Below are 15,521 nucleotides of genomic sequence, written 5' to 3' on the forward strand. Positions count from 1 at the left end.
GTTTCCAACCTTACCAGACTCTTTTTCGTTCCGTTTCCGGTCCGAGTTTCGAATCCAGTGGCCGTTGGGGGCCTTTTGCCTTTCGGCTGCTCCGAACTCTATCAGGCCTTTTCCGTGTCTCCGACCAGCTTTCCGCAGGCATGCGGAATCGGATCCGAGAAGGGATCAGGTTCGATAGGTGTGGTTGCCGCCCCTGCCGAATCCGCGGATGTTTACGCGGTGCTCGGTCGAGGGCAGGTGCAAGACCTTACAGCCTCCCCCTGGGCGAGGCAAATCGATTCGCCGCCTCACCCCCTCGATCCGGCCGCCGTCGGGTGCACGGAATCGTCTCTTCCTATGACTTACTCTTCTGGTCAAGTCGTCCAGACCACTGGCGACACCTGTTGCATCTCCGCCCCCGGGAGGCCCCCCATGACCACCGTGACCTCACCACTTGCCGGGCGCGCCATCGGACTCGCGGCCGTGCCCGACCCGGTGTTCTCCGGCGCGATGGTGGGACCCGGTACCGCGATCGACCCCGTCCGCGAGCCCTCGGAGGTGGTCGCGCCGGTGGAGGGGATCGTCGTCTCCCTGCATCCGCACGCCTTCGTCGTGGTCGACGGGGAAGGGCGCGGGGTGCTGACCCATCTGGGCATCGACACCGTGCAGCTCAATGGGGAAGGCTTCGAACTGCTCGTCAGCAAGGGCGACACCGTGCGCCGCGGCGACCCCGTGGTGCGGTGGAACCCTGCCGCGGTCGAGGCCACCGGGAAGTCCCCGGTGTGCCCGGTGGTGGCGCTCGAGGCCTCGGCCGAGGCACTCTCCGACCTCGCCGACGGCACCGATCTCAAGCCGGGCGACACTCTCTTCCACTGGAAGTGAGCCCCGCGCCGGGGGCCGGCGCAAACGACATCCACAGCAGGGGCGAAGGACTCGCCGCATCAACCGGAGACGGGTGCAATGGAGACAACGCTGCGAGGCGTCGGAGTGAGCCACGGGGTGGCGATCGGCGAGGTCAGGCACATGGGGACGGCGGTGCTGGAGCCGCCGGCGAAGCAGATTCCCACCGACGAGGCGCCGCGTGAACAGGGGCGGGCCCGGCAGGCCGTGGAGGCCGTCTCCGCCGATCTGATCGCCCGCGGCAATCTGGCCGGCGGTGAGGCGCAGGCCGTGCTGGAGGCCCAGGCCATGATGGCCCAGGACCCGGAGCTGATGGCCGATGTCGAGCGCCGGATCGCGGTGGGCAGCACGGCCGAGCGGGCCGTGTACGACGCCTTCGCCTCCTACCGGGCGCTGCTCGCCGGTGCCGGGGAGTACCTGGCGGGCCGGGTGGCCGACCTGGACGACGTGCGCAACCGGATCGTGGCGCGGCTGCTCGGCGTGCCGATGCCCGGAGTGCCGGACAGCGACGAGCCGTATGTGCTGATCGCCCGTGATCTCGCTCCGGCGGACACCGCGCTGCTCGACCCGGCTCTGGTGCTCGGCTTCGTCACCGAGGAGGGCGGGCCGACCAGCCACAGCGCCATCCTGGCGCGTGCTCTGGGGGTGCCCGCGGTGGTGGCGCTGCCGGGCGCGGGCGAGCTGGCCGAGGGCACGGTGATCGGGGTGGACGGCAGCACCGGCGAGATCTTCGTCGAGCCGGGGGCGGACAAGCGGGCCGCGATGGAGGCCGCCGCTGCCGAGCGGCGCGCCGCGCTGGCCGCCGCCACGGGGCCGGGGGCGACGTCCGACGGGCACAAGGTGCCGTTGCTGGCCAACGTGGGCGGGCCGGCGGACGTTCCGGCGGCGGTGGAGGCGGGCGCCGAGGGCGTCGGCCTGTTCCGCACGGAGTTCCTGTTCCTCGACGACAGCACGCGGGCTCCGTCGGAGGACAAGCAGGTCGAGGCGTACCGGCAGGTGCTGGAGGCGTTCCCGCAGGGCCGGGTCGTCGTGCGGGTGCTGGACGCGGGGGCCGACAAGCCGCTGGACTTCCTCACGCCGTCCGACGAGCCGAACCCGGCGCTGGGTGTGCGCGGCCTGCGGAGTCTGCTGGACCACCCGGAGGTGCTGCGGACGCAGCTGACGGCGCTCGCGCGGGCGGCCGAGGGGCTTCCGGTGTACCTGGAGGTCATGGCGCCGATGGTGGCCGACCGCACGGATGCCAAGGCGTTCGCCGACGCCTGCCGGGAGGCCGGTCTGCAGGCGAAGTTCGGCGCGATGGTGGAGATTCCGTCCGCCGCGCTGCGGGCCCGCTCGGTGCTGCAGGAGGTGGAGTTCCTGTCGCTGGGCACCAATGACCTCGCGCAGTACACCTTCGCCGCGGACCGCCAGGTGGGTGCGGTGTCCCGGTTGCAGGATCCGTGGCAGCCGGCGCTGCTCGACCTCGTGGCGTTCTCCGCGGAGGCTGCCAAGGCCGAGGGCAAGAGCTGCGGGGTGTGCGGTGAGGCGGCGGCCGATCCGCTGCTGGCCTGTGTGCTCACCGGTCTCGGGGTGACCAGCCTGTCCATGGGTGCCGCGTCCATTCCCTATGTGCGGGCCACGCTGGCCAAGCACACGTTCGCCCAGTGCGAGCGTGCGGCGGCCGCCGCGCGGGCGGCCGACACGGCGGAGGAAGCTCGGCTGGCCGCCCAGGCGGTGCTCTCCGGGGAGTGAGCCCGAGCCGTCCGCACACCGCGCCCACGGTGAGCGCGGGGCGGCTTCAGGTGCGCGGCCGGTGGCCGCTCCGCAGGTGCGGGGCGGCCACCGGTGTGTTCAGCGGTCGTCCTCCGGGGGCGGGAGGGGGATGCCGGGGCGGTACTCCACTCCGTGCTCCGGGGGGACCGGTTCACCGGTGTCGGCGTCGGTGCAGTAGGCCGCGAACACCTCGGCCTCGGTGAGGGGCCGGGGCCAGCCGTCGCGCAGTGCCCATCCCCGGACCACCTCCCGGCCGGGCGCAGCACGCCGGGCGGGAGCGCTGCTGCGGACGACGATGCCGCCGCGGCTGCCGGTGGCGATGCCCGCGGCCAGGACGGTGCACAGGATCAGGGCCTCCGCCTCCAGTACCCGGACCCGGCCCTCCTCCTCGCATTCCGCCTGGCAGACCGCGATGAGCGATGCCCCGTCGGCCGGCACGCTGCACACCAGGTGGTGGTCGCCGGGGCCGACGGCTTCGAGGAGCCCGCTCACCGCCCGTGAGGCGCGGGCGTAGGCGGCGCGGCCGGCGCCCCGGTCGCAGTGGGCGCAGCCGTCCGCCGCTGCCAGCAGGGCGGTGGCCCAGGTGAACGTGGCGTGCCGCTCGGCTTCGGCGACCACTTCGGGGAGGAGCCGGTCGACGGGCTGGCCCCGGTAGGGGACGGTGGCGCCGCCGGAGGCCATGGCGGTGTAGCGGACGCGGCTGTCCGGCCGTGCCGGGTCGAGGCCGGCCTCCGCGCAGAACGCCTCGTACTCCTCGGGGTCGAAGAGGGCCACGCTGGTGTGCAGCCCTTCGGCCGCCAGCTCCCGCAGCAGCGCCTCCATCTCCCGGAGGTAGGCGGTGTGGTCGGCGAAGGCGAAGCCGGGGTAGCGCCGCATGGCCGCGAAGTCGCCGGGATCGGCGAGCAGGGCGACCGTGCCCGGTACCTCCCGGCGCAGGGTGTGCCGTGCGGTCCGGCGGTACGTAGTGGTGGTCTTCCGTGCCATGACTCCCCCTCGGTACGTCGATGAGTGCTCACTCAACGTAACCGAGGGGTCGGACAATGGGGTCCTGGTGCTACGCGGAGTGATCGCGGGCGACGGTCTCGTAGTGCCGGAGGAGTTCGATGTCGTCGACCGAGCCGGGGTTGACCGCCTTGTCGAGCGGGGTGCCCTGGAGGAGCCGTTTGACGGGGACCTCGATCCGCTTGCCGGTGAGGGTGTGCGGGACGCCCGGCACCTGGATGATCTCGTCGGGGACGTGGCGGGGCGAGAGCTGTTCGCGGATGGTTCGCTTGATGCGGTCGCGGAGCGCGTCGTCGAGGACGGCGCCCTCGGCGAGGTGGACGAAGAGCGGCATCCAGTAGCCGCCGTCCCGCTCCTCGACGCCGATGACCAGGGATTCGCGGATCTCGGGGAGGCGTTCCACCGCTTCGTAGATGTCGGAGGAGCCCATGCGGACGCCCTGCCGGTTGAGGGTGGAGTCGGAGCGGCCGTGGATGACGACGGTGCCGCGGGAGGTGAGGGTGATCCAGTCCCCGTGCCGCCAGACGCCGGGGAACATCTCGAAGTAGCTCTCCCGGTAGCGGTGGCCCTCGGGGTCGTTCCAGAACCGGATGGGCATCGACGGCATGGGGCCCGCGACGACCAGCTCGCCGACCTCGTCGACGACCGGCTTGCCGTGCGGGTCCCAGGCCTGGAGGTCGGTGCCGAGGCAGGGGGCCTGGAGCTCGCCGATGTAGACGGGGAGGGTGGGAACGGCCCCGGCGAAGCAGCTGCAGACATCGGTGCCGCCGCTGACGGAGGCGATCCACATGTCCTCGGCGACCTCGTCGTGGATCCACCGGAAGCCGTCGGGCGGCAGCGGGGATCCGGTGGTGGCGACGCACTTGACGCGGGAGAGGTCGTGGTCGCGGCCCGGGTGGACGTCGGCCTTGCGGCAGGCCATGACGTACGCGGCGGAGGTGCCGAAGACGGTGGCCCCGGTGCGCTCGGCGATCCGCCACTGGGCGCCGGTCTCGGGGTACCCGGGGCTGCCGTCGTAGAGGACGACGGTGGTGCCGGCGAGCAGGCCGGAGACGAGGAAGTTCCACATCATCCAGCCGGTGGAGGTGTACCAGAAGAAGCGGTCCCCGGGGCCGAGGTCGGTGTGCAGGCCCAGCTGCTTGAGGTGTTCGAGGAGGATGCCGCCCTGGGACTGCACGATCGCCTTGGGCAGGCCGGTGGTCCCCGAGGAATAGAGCACCCAGAGCGGGTGGTCGAAGGGGACCTGCTCGAAGACCGGCTCGGTGTCCCCGGCGACCAGGTCGTCCCAGGAGAGGGCGCCCTCGGGGGCGGGGCTGCCGAGCAGCGGGATGTGCACGACGGCGCGCAGCGTGGGCAGTTCACGGCGGAGTTCGGCGACGGTCTCCGCGCGGGTGTGCTCCTTGCCGCCGTAGCGGTAGCCGTCGACGGCGAACAGGACGACCGGCTCGACCTGCTGGAAGCGGTCGAGGACGCTGCGGGCGCCGAAGTCGGGGGCGCAGGAGGTCCAGACGGCGCCCACGGCGGCGGTGGCGAGGAGGGCGACGACAGCCTGGGGGACGTTGGGCACGTAGCCGCTGACCCGGTCGCCGGGGCGCACGCCGAGGCGGCGCAACTCGGCGGCGAGGGAGCCGACTTCACGGCGGAGTTCGGCCCAGCTCACCGGCCGGGGGTCGTGGGTCTCGTCCACGTGGAGCAGGGCCGGTGCGTCGGCGCGGGCGGGGTCGGCGGCGGCGCGCAGCGCGTGCTCGGCGTAGTTGACGGTGGCGCCGGGGAACCAGCGGGCGCCGGGCATGGCCGGGTCGGCGAGGACGCGCTCGTACGGGGTCCCGAAGCGCACGTCGAACCACTCGGCCACGGCCTGCCAGAAGCGTTCGAGCTCGTCGACCGACCAGCGGTGCAGCGCGGCGTAGGAGGCGGCCGGGTCGCCGGGCACGGCGCGCGGAGCACCGTGGCGGTCGGCGGCCCACTCCTGGAACGCGGTGATCTGCGCCCCGGCGACGCGATCGGCGCCCGGCCGCCACAGCGCCTCCGGCCGCGGGGCGGGGGTCGGTTCGATGGGCGCTGACGTCATGGCACGGCTCCCGGCTGTACACCTGTGGGTGTGGTCGGTCTGGGTTTCGGTCCGGTTCGCTCCGGTGGGCCACGACCGGTCCGTCCCGTACGGTCCGGTCGGCGTCCGCCCGGTTCCGTGGGGCTCCTGCGGTGCTCCACGGCCCGGGCCGCGCTCCCCCGCGGGGGCGGGAGCGCCGGTGCGAAACGGCTGAGCAGGACGATGCCACGTGATCGGCTCGGGCACCAGGGCGGCCCACCCGGAATCCGCGGACGGCAACGGGCGTCCGCCGTGGGTGAACGGCTGTTGAACGGGCGGCTCGCGGTGCCCGGTCGATGGCAGGGTGAGCGGCATGGACGGGCGGGACCTGGTGCGGTCGGTGAAGGTGGTCGGTACGACGCAGGGGCGGCGCTCCGTGCGGTCGGCGTGGCGGCGGCAGCGGGCCGACGCGGTGGGGCTGCCGAGACGCGGTGCCGAGCGGGCGCGGGTGCCGGGGCCCGCCCGGGACGCCGAACCGCAGCCGGGCGGCGGGGTGGTGCGGTTCGCGCGGTCCTCGCTCCGGGTGCGGGTCGCTGCGGGCGGAGCGGTGTTCTGCGGCTGGGACGGCAGCACACCGGAACCGTCGTACGCGCTGGCGGACGGCTGTCCGGACGCGGATGCCCGGGCGGAGCTGGAGCCGGACAAGGACGGCGGCTGGCGGGTCGTCTCGGAGCGGGTGACGGTGACGGTGTCCCGGTATGGGGCGGTGGAGATCCGTACGCCGGGCGGGAAGGTGCTGCGGCGGGATCTGCCGCCGCGCTGGTGGGACCCGGTGTCCGGGCCGGCGCCGGGCGGGGCGCGCTGGGTGCAGCGGTCCGAGGTGCCGGCCGACGCGCGGTTCTTCGGGCTCGGCGGGCGGGCGGCCGGGCCGCGGCTGCGGGACGGCGTGTACCGGCTGTGGAACACCGACCCGGGCGGGAGCTCCGGGCCCGGTGACGACCCGCTCCACCTGGCCATGCCGGTGCAGCTGGTGGTGGCCGACGCCGGTACGCACCTGGTCTTCCACGACAACTCCTGGGACGGCCGGGTGCGGCTGCGGGAGGGCGAGGAGGGCGCCGGGTCCGGGCACGACCGGCCGGGCTCCAGCGAGGTGCGGATGGACGGCGGGCCGGTGCGCTCCTGGACCGTGGTCGGCACCCCGGCGCGGGTGCTGCACGGCTGGACCTCGCTGACGGGCGCCCCCGCGGTGCCGCCGCGGTGGGCGCTCGGCCACCAGCACGCCCGCAACGGCTTCGGCAGTACGCGGGAGGTGCGGCGGATCGCGGCCGGCTACCGGGAGCGGGGGCTTCCGCTGTCCGCCGTGCACCTGGACATCGACCACCACCGGGGGCACCGCGTCTTCACGGTGGACCGGGACCGCTTCGCCGGGCTGCCGGAGCTGGCGGAGGAGTTGCGCGCCGACGGGGTGCGCCTGGTGTCGGTCGTCGACCCGGCGGTGAAGGCGGAGCCGGGGTACGCGGTGTACGACAGCGGCGCGGCGGCGGACGCGTTCGTCCGCGACGCGCGCGGCCGGGAGGTGCGCGGCGAGGTGTGGGCGGGCGAGTCGGTGTTCCCGGACTTCACCGACCCGGCGGTGCGCTCCTGGTGGGGCGGTCTGTACGCGGAGCGGCTGGCCGAGGGCTTCGCGGGGGTGTGGCACGACAGGAACGAGCCGGTGACCTTCGCGGCCTTCGGTGAGCCGACGCTGCCGCGTTCGGCGCGGCACGCCCTGGAGGGCCGGGGCGGCGACCACCGGGAGGCCCACAACGTCTACGGGCTGCAGATGGCCCGGGCGGGCTACGAGGGCCTGTGCCGGCTGCGGCCGGAGGAGCGCCCGTTCGTGTTCTCCCGCTCCGGCTGGGCGGGGCTGCAGCGCTACGGCGGGACCTCGTCGGGGGACGCCGCCACCGGCTGGCCCGGGCTGCGGGCGTCGCTGGCGCTGGTGCTGGGGCTCGGGCTGTGCGGGGTGCCGTACTCGGGGCCGGACATCGGCGGGTTCACCGGGGCGCCGTCGCCGGAGCTCTGCACCCGGTGGTTCCAGCTGGGGGCGTGGCTGCCGCTGTTCCGCACCCGGGCGGCGGTCCCGGCCGGGCAGCGGGAGCCCTGGGAGTCCGGACCGGGGGTGCCGGCGTACGCGCGGGCGGCGCTGCTCGAACGGGAGCGGCTGCTGCCGTACTTCGTCACCCTGGCGCAGCTGTCCCGGCGGTCCGGCGCGCCGTACGTGCGTCCGGTGTGGTGGGCGACGCCGCGCGACCGGGCGCTGCGGGACTGCGAGGACGCCTTTCTGCTGGGGGACGCGCTGCTGGTCGCTCCGGTGCTCGAACCGGGCGCGGACCGGCGGGCGGTGCGACTGCCCCGGGGACGGTGGTACGACACCGCCACCGGGGAGGTGTTCGACGGGCCGGGACGGGTGTGGGTGGACGCCCCGCTGTCGCGGATCCCGGTGCTGGCGCGGGCGGGTTCGGTGCTGCCGGTCGCCGCGGAGGACGGCGGGGTGGAGCTGGAGGTGTGGGCGCCGGCTCCGGGGAGCCGGGGCGGCGGGGCGGTCGTCGCCGACGGCGGGGACGGCTGGGCGCGGACGACGGTCGAACACTTCGTGTCCCGGGCCGAGGAGGGCCGGGTCGTGGTGGAACGGGCGGATGGCGGGGAGCCGGGGTACGCGGTGCGGGTGCGGGGCTGAGGGGGTGAGCGCAGTGGACGTACGACGGGAAGCGTTGGTGATGGGCCGGCGGGACGGACGGCGGGGTCCGGGCGGACGATCGGCCCGCCCGTGGGGCGCAGCGGAACGGGTTGTGCAGCAGGACCACGCGGTGTCTCCGGCGCGGAGTCACACAGCAGAGGGGTGGTCCTCGCCGGCGGTCAGCGCGTGGGCCGGTGGGGGTACCGGCCGGCGAACCAGGCTGCGGCCGCCTCCGTGTGGAGCGGGAAGGCCAGTTCCCGCGGCTGCGCCAGGAGTTCCCAGCCCTCGGTCTCGTCCGTGCCGACCGAGGGCGGCAGGCTCTCGACGGGGCGTTCGGGGAGCAGACCGAAGACCAGCAGGTGTCCGCCGGGCGAGCTGAGCACATCGGCGAGGTCCACCCGGCCCGCCTCGGCGGCGATGCCGGTCTCCTCGTACAGTTCGCGGACGACGGCGTCCCGCCAGTCCTCGCCGTGGTCGATGAAGCCGCCGGGGAGGGCGATCCGGCCGCGGCCGGGGTCGATGGTGCGGCGGATGACGGTCAGGGCGGTGCCGTCGGCTCCGCGGACGGGCAGCAGGGCGACGGCCACCGGCAGCGGATTACGGTAGGCGACGGTGCCGCACGCCGGGCACTGCCGGGGCCAACCCGCGCCGGGCGCGTGGGCGGCACCGCAGGAGGAGCAGTGGGAGAAGGGTTCCCGATCGGCCATTCGCGCACTGTATCCGCCGACGGGTCCGCCCGCCCCCTTCCCCGAGGCACGGGTCCACTGTTGACGTGCTCCCTGGCCTGAAGTCCAGGGATTCCGGCCTGGGTCGGTTGACCCTTCCGGGGGCTTCCTGCTTCACCGCGCTGTGCGGGCACATGTACCCGTCTTACCCGCGCTCCACAGGCGTTTGACGTCTCCACCCGCCCGGCGGCGACGATACGACGTCCTTCGGCCAGGACGTTGCAAGCTGCGTTGTGATCACGCTCATGCACGGCCCCACACCGGCCGCACGTCCACTCCCGGACGTGCAGGGGCTTGGGGCCGTCCCGGAATCCGCAGGCCGAGCAGAGCTGGGAGGAGGGGAAGGCCCGGTCCACCCTGGCGAAGATGCGGCCGTGCTTGGCGGCCTTGTACTCCAGCATGCCGACGAAGGCAGCCCATCCCGCGTCGTGCACGGACTTGGCCAGCCGGGTACGCCCGAGGCCGGCCACCGCGAGGTCTTCCACATACACCGCTTGGTTGTCGCGGATGATCTGTGTGGACGCCTTGTGGTGGAAGTCCCGGCGCCGGTCCGCAACCCGCGCATGCTGGCGTGCGACCCTGATCCGCGCCTTGGCCCGGTTCCTCGACCCCCTGGCCTTACGGGACAGCTCCCGCTGAAGACGCCTGAGCTTCTTCTCCGCCCGACGCAGGAAACGCGGACTGCCGATCTTCGTCCCGTCGGACAGGACAGCGAACGCGGACAGGCCGAGGTCGATGCCGGTGTCGGTCTCCGCCTCGGGGAGGATGTCGGGCTCGGTGTCGACGACGAAGCTGAGGAAGTACCGGCCGGAGCTGTCCAGGGTGACGGTCAGGGATGTGGGTTCGGCCGGAAGCCGCCGCGACCACCTGACCTTGAGGTTGCCGACCTTGGCCACGTACACCGTGCCGTCTTCCTGGAGGGAGAAGGCGTTGGTGTTGAGGCGGATCGACTGCCGGGTGTCCTTCTTCGACTTGTACCGCGGCGGCCCGACCTTGCGGCCCCGCCGCTTGCCCTTGACCGAGTCGAAAAAGCTCTTGTAGGCGGCATCCAGGTCGCGCAGGGACTGTTGCAGGACGACCGCCGACACCTCAGCAAGCCAGGCACGCTCCTCGGTGCGTTTGGCCTGGGTGATGCGACGCCGGGACAACTCCCCCGACGTCACATACGGCAGCCCCGCCGCCTGCGCCTCCTTCCGGTCACGCAGGCAGTCGTTCCACACCACACGCGCGCACCCGAACGCCTGCGCCAAAGCGCGGCGCTGGGAGGCGTCCGGGTAGGCCCGGAAGTTGTAGCGGAGCTGCATGACCGCGACGCTACTATGATTGGTCTCGTGAATCAGGAGAATGACTACAGGCGTGGCAGGCATGTGGTTTCGGCGATGCACGTTCACTTGGTCTTTGTGACCAAATACCGGCATGGAGTGTTCGACGATGAGATGCTGACGCGCTGCGAAGAGGTCATGCGGAAGGTGTGTGAGGACTTCGAGGCGGAGCTGAAGGAGTTCAACGGCAAACGCGATCACGTCCACCTCCTGATCAACTACCCGCCCAAGGTCGCCGTCTCCAAACTGGTCAACAGCCTCAAAGGCGTCTCCGCCCGCCGGATCCGCCAAGAATTCACCGGCCGGGTCAACCGCGCGATCATGCACGGTCACCTGTGGTCGCCCTCATACTTCGCCGCATCCTGCGGCGGAGCACCGTTGGCGATCATCCGCCAGTACATCGAGCAGCAACAACGCCCGCTCTGACGTGCACGTCAGAGCAGCCTTGAGATGCACTCATCCCCGGCGTGAACGCCGGGGCTTTCCGCAAGAGCCCCGGTAAATCCCGTGGACATGACACGATTTGCCGCCGCACTGCGCGTACTGGCCCTGTCCGTCGCCGCTCTGGCCGTCACGACCGCCGCTCCCCCGGTGGGACTGGCGCAGCCGGAGCCGAAGGCTCCCGAGGAGTTCGTGGCACTGCGGGACGTCGACCCGACGGTCCGGCAGGAGATGCGGTACGTCACCCGGCACAACTTCGTGGGCGAACGGATCGACGGCTACCGGCAGCCGCTGTGCATCCTCACCGCTCCCGCGGCGCGGGCCCTGCACCGGGCGCAGCGGACTCTGCTCCGCAAGGGCTACACGCTCAAGGTGTACGACTGCTACCGGCCCCAGCGCGCGGTGAACCACTTCGTCGACTGGGCGAAGCGGCTCGACGATCAGACCATGAAGGGGGAGTTCTATCCGAGGGTCGACAAGACCCGGCTGTTCGAGGACGGTTACATCGCCGAGAAGTCCGGGCACAGCCGGGGCAGCACGGTCGATGTGACGCTGGTGAGGCTGCCCGGGTGGCCGACCCGCCCGTATGTGCCGGGTGAGCCGCTGGTGCCGTGCCATGCGCCGCGGGAGGACCGGTTCCCGGACAACTCCGTGGACATGGGGACGGGCTTCGACTGCTTCGACACGCTGTCGCACACCGAGGATCCACGGGTCGGCGGGGTGCAGCGGGCCCACCGGACGCTGCTGAAGCGGACCCTGGAAGGCCAGGGGTTCGTGAACCTCCCCGAGGAGTGGTGGCACTTCACCTTCAAGCCGGAGACGTTCCCGGACACCTACTTCGACTTTCCGGTCCACCGGCGTTCGCTGACCTCCGGGGGGGCGCTGACCTCTGAGGTTCACTGGCCTCAGGTGGCCCCTGGCCTCAGAGGTTCGCTGACCTCCCGTCGGTGAGGCCGGTGGCGGTCGGTGCCATGGGGTGACCGGGTGCCGTGGGGTGACCGGTTCCGGGGCGGGGAGCCGGATGCCGGGGACCGTTCGCCGGACGCCCGTGGCGCGGACCCCGGTTCCGGCGGTGCCGGCCGCCGTCCCGGACAGCGTGGGGACGAAACAGGGCCGGACCGTGCGGCGACACGGTCCGGCCCCGTCGGGCTACTCGGCGCCCGGCACCTGCGGGACGGCCCGGTCGAGGGTGCCCTTGCGCGGTGTCGCGGGGACGAACCGCTCGGCGGACGAGGCGGCCGGGGCGAGGTCCTGGTGGATCCGGCGGGCGGCGCCCTGGATGCTCGCGATGCCGTAGTCCATGGTGCGGTTGCCGTGGGAGAGGACCACGATGCCGTAGTCGTGCCCACCGCCGGTGAACGTGCCGACGCTGTGCACCCGCCAGCCGTGGGTGGAGCGGCTCAGCCAGCCGTTCTTGACGCCGATGGTCGCCGCGTCCGGCGCGCCCGCGGGGGTGCCCCAGCGCTGGCCGGCCACGACCCGCTGCATCAGGCCGCGGGCGTAGCTCCGCGCGTCCCGGTCGAGCACGTCGTTGTCGGACGTCAGCAGGTCGAGCAGCTTCATCTGGTCACCGGCGGTGACCTGGGTGAGGCCCCAGTAGCCGTCCGCGCCCGGCACCGTGCGGGTCATGCCGGCCAGGGTCAGGAAGTGCTGGATGCCGCGGACGCCGAGCTGCCGCCAGAGCGTGCTGGTGGCCTCGTTGTCCGACTTGGTGATCATGGAAGTGGTCAGTTTCACCTCCTTCCTGGTGAGTTCCCGGTTCTCCTCCATCGCCCGGCGCAGCAGGGCGCCGAGGACGGTGACCTTGACGACGCTCGCGGAGTCGAACTTCCGGTTGGCGTCGAGCGTGCACCGGGTGCCGGTGCGGCGGTCGTGGAGGGCGAGGGCGATCGTGCCCTTGCGGCCGTCGACCGCCTTCCTGATGTGCTGGGACAGCTTGGTCGCCAGCCCCTGCTGCTGCGAGGTGCAGGAGACCTTTGGCGCCTTGTCGGCCTGCGGCGCCCTCGGGCTCGCCGCCGCGGCCGGGCCGGCGGCGGCGAGCGCCGCGACCAGTGACCCGGCGACCACCGCGGCGGGCACCCGGTACGGGGTGCGGCCGGGTATCTGTGGATCCTCCATGCGGATTCCTTCCGTTCTTGTCGTGCGTCCGGCTCCGCCGCGCCGCCCCACCCGTGGTCGGGGACGCGTACCGGAGCCCGTGGAACCGGAGTTCGCCGATTCCGGCCCGTCAGCAGGACCGGCGTTCGGCCGCGCAGGTTGCCTCCCCGGCCTGACGAGTGCTGTCGGTTCCGGTGACATGCGGCCGGGACGGCGTCGCGCGGCTGGGACCGGGCGGAAGCGGAAGGGTCCGGGGCGGCGGAAGGGAGCCGGACGGGGAGCTTCCGGGAGCACCGGGCGGACGACGTCCGGGGCAGCCGGAACGAGGGGCCGAGCCTGGCACAAGCCCTGGCGCGCACGCCCGTACCCGGGCTCCCCGTGCGGGTCCGGTGCGCACTACGGTGCGGGGATGACGCAGCGGACCTTCACCTCGTACGAGGAGTTCTGGCCGTACTACGTGGCCATGCACTCCCGGGCGGCCACGCGCTGGATCCATCTGACCGGCACCCTGACCGGGCTCGCGCTGAGCACCTACGGGCTGGTGAGCGGCCGTCGGCGGCTTCTCGCGGCGCTGCCGGTGATCGGCTACGGGACCGCGTGGCCCGCGCACTTCCTCGTCGAGGGGAACAACCCCGCCACCTTCGGGCACCCGGCCTGGTCCCTGCGGGGGGACGCGCGGATGATCCGGATGATGCTGGCGGGCCGCGACCGGGAGCTGGCGGAGATCGCCGCGGCATGGCTCGCGGAGCACTCCTGACGCGGTCTCGCGAGGAACGCCCGTACCGTGGCAAGCTTCTGACATAGCGTCAGATATATGGGAGGGCTGCCGTGTCGCGCATCCGTACACCTGTGGTGGCCGGCTGGTTCCGCGAGGACGGCCCGGACGAGGGGCCTGGCGGGGTGACGGGCGAGGGGGGCTTCCGGCTGCTGGGCACCCGCTGCACCGCCTGCGGCTCGGTCTTCTTCCCCCGCGAGGACCACTTCTGCCGCAACCCCCGCTGCGCCGGAACGGAATTGACCGAGGTCCCGCTCTCCCCGAGGGGCCGGGTGTGGTCCTACACCGACGGCCGCTACCGGCCACCGGCCCCGTACGTCTCCGACCCGGACCGGGAGTGGGTGCCGTACACCCTGGTCGCGGTGGAGCTGGCGGCCGAGCGCATGATCGTGCTCGGTCAGGCCGCTCCCGGGGTGTCGGTGGCGGACCTCGCCGTCGGCATGGAGGTCGAGGTCGTTCCCGGGGTGCTGAACGAGGACGCCGAACGCACCTGGACCACCTGGCACTTCCGGCCGGTGAGCGGTGGGGCCGACGGGCGGGAGACCGGAGGTGAGCGTCCGTGACCCGGGAGGTGGCGGTCCTCGGCGCGGGCCTGCACCCCTGGGGGAAGTGGGGCCGCAGCTTCGTGGAGTACGGCACCGTGGCGGCCCGTGCCGCGCTCGCCGACGCCGGGCTCGACTGGACGGACGTCGCGTCGGTGGTCGGTGCCAACACGGTGCGGTGCGGCTACCCCGGCCATGTCGCGGGCGCGACCTTCGCGCAGGCGCTGGGCCGGCAGGGGACGCGGGTGACCAGCGTGTACGCGGCGTGCGCCTCCGGGGCGCAGGCGGTGGACGCCGCCCGGGCGCAGATCCTGGCGGGGCTGGCCGAGGTGGTGCTGGTGGTCGGCGCGGACGCGGCGCCGAAGGGCTTCTTCGCACCCGCGGGCGGTGAGCGTCCGGACGACCCGGACTGGCTGCGGTTCCGGGTACTCGGTGCCACCAACCCGGCGTACTTCGCGCTCGCGGCCCGCCGCCGGATGCATCTGCACGGTGACACCGTCGAGGACTTCGCCCGGGTCAAGGTGAAGAACGCCGCTGCCGGGGCTGCCAATCCGCACGCCCGGTACCGCACCGAGATCTCGGCCGAGCAGGTGGCGGCCTCCCCCGTCGTCGCCGATCCGCTGCGGCTCCTGGACATCTGCGCCACCTCCGACGGGGCCGCCGCGCTGGTCCTGACGAGCACCGCATTCGCCCGGCGGCAGGGGGTGAAGGACGCGGTCCGGATCCGGGCGGTGTCCACGGTGACCCCGCAGTACCCCCGGACCGTGCCGGATCTGCCGGACATCGCGACCGATTCGGCGGCCGCGGTGGAGCCGCCCGCACTCGGTTTCCGGGCCTCGGTCGTCCGGGCCGCGTACGAGGAGGCCGCGCTCGGGCCGGAGGATCTGTCGCTGGCGGAGGTGTACGACCTGTCGACCGCCCTGGAACTCGACTGGTACGAGGACCTGGGGCTCTGTGCGGCCGGGGAGGGCGCGAAGCTGCTGCGGGAGGGGGCCACCGCGCTCGGTGGCCGGATTCCGGTCAATCCGAGCGGCGGTCTCGCCTCGTTCGGGGAGGCCGTTCCCGCGCAGGCCATCGCCCAGGTGTACGAGCTGGTGCAGCAGGTGCGCGGCCGGGCGGGCGACCGGCAGATCCCGGGGGCCCGGGCCGGAATCACGGCGAACCAGGGGCTGTTCGGACACGCCTCCTCGGTGGTCGTGGTCCGCTGAGAGGCGCGGTTCGCCGAGCGTCGCGGTGCG

General features: G+C 73.0%; 12 protein-coding genes and 1 pseudogene. 8 read left to right on the plus strand and 5 right to left on the minus strand.

Annotated elements, in window-relative coordinates:
* Nucleotides 1–411 precede the first annotated feature (411 nt).
* Together ACFYYR_RS29465 and ptsP are read left to right on the plus strand one after the other, a co-directional pair.
* The gene (locus ACFYYR_RS29465; protein ID WP_388860192.1) at nucleotides 412–861 is read left to right on the plus strand and encodes a PTS glucose transporter subunit IIA; all 450 of its coding nucleotides are present in this window, start codon (nucleotides 412–414) and stop codon (nucleotides 859–861) included.
* A gap of 78 nt (nucleotides 862–939) precedes the next feature.
* Nucleotides 940–2,610, plus strand: a complete 1,671-nt coding sequence (ptsP, locus tag ACFYYR_RS29470) for a phosphoenolpyruvate--protein phosphotransferase (RefSeq protein WP_388860196.1) — start codon at nucleotides 940–942, stop codon at nucleotides 2,608–2,610.
* A 99-nt stretch (nucleotides 2,611–2,709) separates the two neighbouring features.
* On the opposite strand, the gene ACFYYR_RS29475 is transcribed toward ptsP, so the two are convergent.
* On the minus strand, nucleotides 2,710–3,615 hold the full coding sequence (locus ACFYYR_RS29475; protein WP_388860198.1) for a hypothetical protein: 906 nt from the start codon (nucleotides 3,613–3,615) through the stop codon (nucleotides 2,710–2,712).
* A 70-nt stretch (nucleotides 3,616–3,685) separates the two neighbouring features.
* Entirely contained in the window at nucleotides 3,686–5,704 is a 2,019-nt protein-coding gene (locus tag ACFYYR_RS29480; protein WP_388860201.1) for an acetoacetate--CoA ligase, read from the minus strand.
* Nucleotides 5,705–6,035: 331 nt separating this feature from the next.
* On the opposite strand from ACFYYR_RS29480, the gene ACFYYR_RS29485 reads away from it, so the two are divergent.
* Nucleotides 6,036–8,381: a glycoside hydrolase family 31 protein gene (locus tag ACFYYR_RS29485; protein WP_388860204.1), complete on the plus strand. Its 2,346-nt coding sequence runs from the start codon at nucleotides 6,036–6,038 to the stop codon at nucleotides 8,379–8,381.
* Between the two features lie 179 nt (nucleotides 8,382–8,560).
* Here the strand turns inward: ACFYYR_RS29485 and ACFYYR_RS29490 are convergent, their stop codons facing one another.
* Nucleotides 8,561–9,088 (minus strand): NUDIX domain-containing protein, encoded by a 528-nt coding sequence (locus ACFYYR_RS29490; protein ID WP_388860207.1) that lies wholly within the window; start codon nucleotides 9,086–9,088, stop codon nucleotides 8,561–8,563.
* 80 nt (nucleotides 9,089–9,168) lie between these two features.
* Nucleotides 9,169–10,410, minus strand: a pseudogene (locus ACFYYR_RS29495) (RNA-guided endonuclease InsQ/TnpB family protein); the annotation flags it as partial.
* Between the two features lie 15 nt (nucleotides 10,411–10,425).
* Here ACFYYR_RS29495 and tnpA point away from each other — a divergent pair.
* Together tnpA and ACFYYR_RS29505 are read left to right on the plus strand one after the other, a co-directional pair.
* Complete coding sequence (tnpA, locus tag ACFYYR_RS29500; RefSeq protein ID WP_388860210.1) at nucleotides 10,426–10,854, plus strand: IS200/IS605 family transposase; 429 nt, start codon at nucleotides 10,426–10,428, stop codon at nucleotides 10,852–10,854.
* An 87-nt stretch (nucleotides 10,855–10,941) separates the two neighbouring features.
* On the plus strand, nucleotides 10,942–11,820 hold the full coding sequence (locus ACFYYR_RS29505; RefSeq protein WP_388860213.1) for a M15 family metallopeptidase: 879 nt from the start codon (nucleotides 10,942–10,944) through the stop codon (nucleotides 11,818–11,820).
* A 198-nt stretch (nucleotides 11,821–12,018) separates the two neighbouring features.
* Here the strand turns inward: ACFYYR_RS29505 and ACFYYR_RS29510 are convergent, their stop codons facing one another.
* Complete coding sequence (locus tag ACFYYR_RS29510; RefSeq protein ID WP_388860216.1) at nucleotides 12,019–12,987, minus strand: serine hydrolase; 969 nt, start codon at nucleotides 12,985–12,987, stop codon at nucleotides 12,019–12,021.
* A gap of 388 nt (nucleotides 12,988–13,375) precedes the next feature.
* Here ACFYYR_RS29510 and ACFYYR_RS29515 point away from each other — a divergent pair, with 388 nt between their 5' ends.
* From ACFYYR_RS29515 to ACFYYR_RS29525, 3 genes are all read left to right on the plus strand, one after another.
* A complete protein-coding gene (locus tag ACFYYR_RS29515) occupies nucleotides 13,376–13,723 on the plus strand; it encodes an Mpo1-like protein (protein WP_388860219.1) in 348 nt (115 codons plus the stop codon).
* 71 nt (nucleotides 13,724–13,794) lie between these two features.
* Nucleotides 13,795–14,304 carry a Zn-ribbon domain-containing OB-fold protein gene (locus ACFYYR_RS29520; protein ID WP_388860222.1) on the plus strand — a complete coding sequence of 170 codons (510 nt, stop codon included), beginning with the start codon at nucleotides 13,795–13,797 and terminating at the stop codon, nucleotides 14,302–14,304.
* A complete protein-coding gene (locus tag ACFYYR_RS29525; RefSeq protein WP_388860225.1) occupies nucleotides 14,301–15,491 on the plus strand; it encodes a lipid-transfer protein in 1,191 nt (396 codons plus the stop codon). The genes ACFYYR_RS29520 and ACFYYR_RS29525 overlap by 4 nt, the downstream gene beginning before the upstream one ends.
* Nucleotides 15,492–15,521 lie beyond the last annotated feature (30 nt).

Source organism: Streptomyces sp. NPDC001922, from assembly GCF_042891165.1.
Taxonomy (GTDB): domain Bacteria; phylum Actinomycetota; class Actinomycetes; order Streptomycetales; family Streptomycetaceae; genus Streptomyces.

Coding starts and splice junctions, on each gene's coding strand:
- ACFYYR_RS29465 (WP_388860192.1), top strand. CDS start 412: ATGACCACCGTGACCTCACCACTTGCCGGGCGCGCCATCGGACTCGCG.
- ptsP (WP_388860196.1), top strand. CDS start 940: ATGGAGACAACGCTGCGAGGCGTCGGAGTGAGCCACGGGGTGGCGATC.
- ACFYYR_RS29475 (WP_388860198.1), bottom strand. CDS start 3,615: ATGGCACGGAAGACCACCACTACGTACCGCCGGACCGCACGGCACACC.
- ACFYYR_RS29480 (WP_388860201.1), bottom strand. CDS start 5,704: ATGACGTCAGCGCCCATCGAACCGACCCCCGCCCCGCGGCCGGAGGCG.
- ACFYYR_RS29485 (WP_388860204.1), top strand. CDS start 6,036: ATGGACGGGCGGGACCTGGTGCGGTCGGTGAAGGTGGTCGGTACGACG.
- ACFYYR_RS29490 (WP_388860207.1), bottom strand. CDS start 9,088: ATGGCCGATCGGGAACCCTTCTCCCACTGCTCCTCCTGCGGTGCCGCC.
- tnpA (WP_388860210.1), top strand. CDS start 10,426: ATGATTGGTCTCGTGAATCAGGAGAATGACTACAGGCGTGGCAGGCAT.
- ACFYYR_RS29505 (WP_388860213.1), top strand. CDS start 10,942: ATGACACGATTTGCCGCCGCACTGCGCGTACTGGCCCTGTCCGTCGCC.
- ACFYYR_RS29510 (WP_388860216.1), bottom strand. CDS start 12,987: ATGGAGGATCCACAGATACCCGGCCGCACCCCGTACCGGGTGCCCGCC.
- ACFYYR_RS29515 (WP_388860219.1), top strand. CDS start 13,376: ATGACGCAGCGGACCTTCACCTCGTACGAGGAGTTCTGGCCGTACTAC.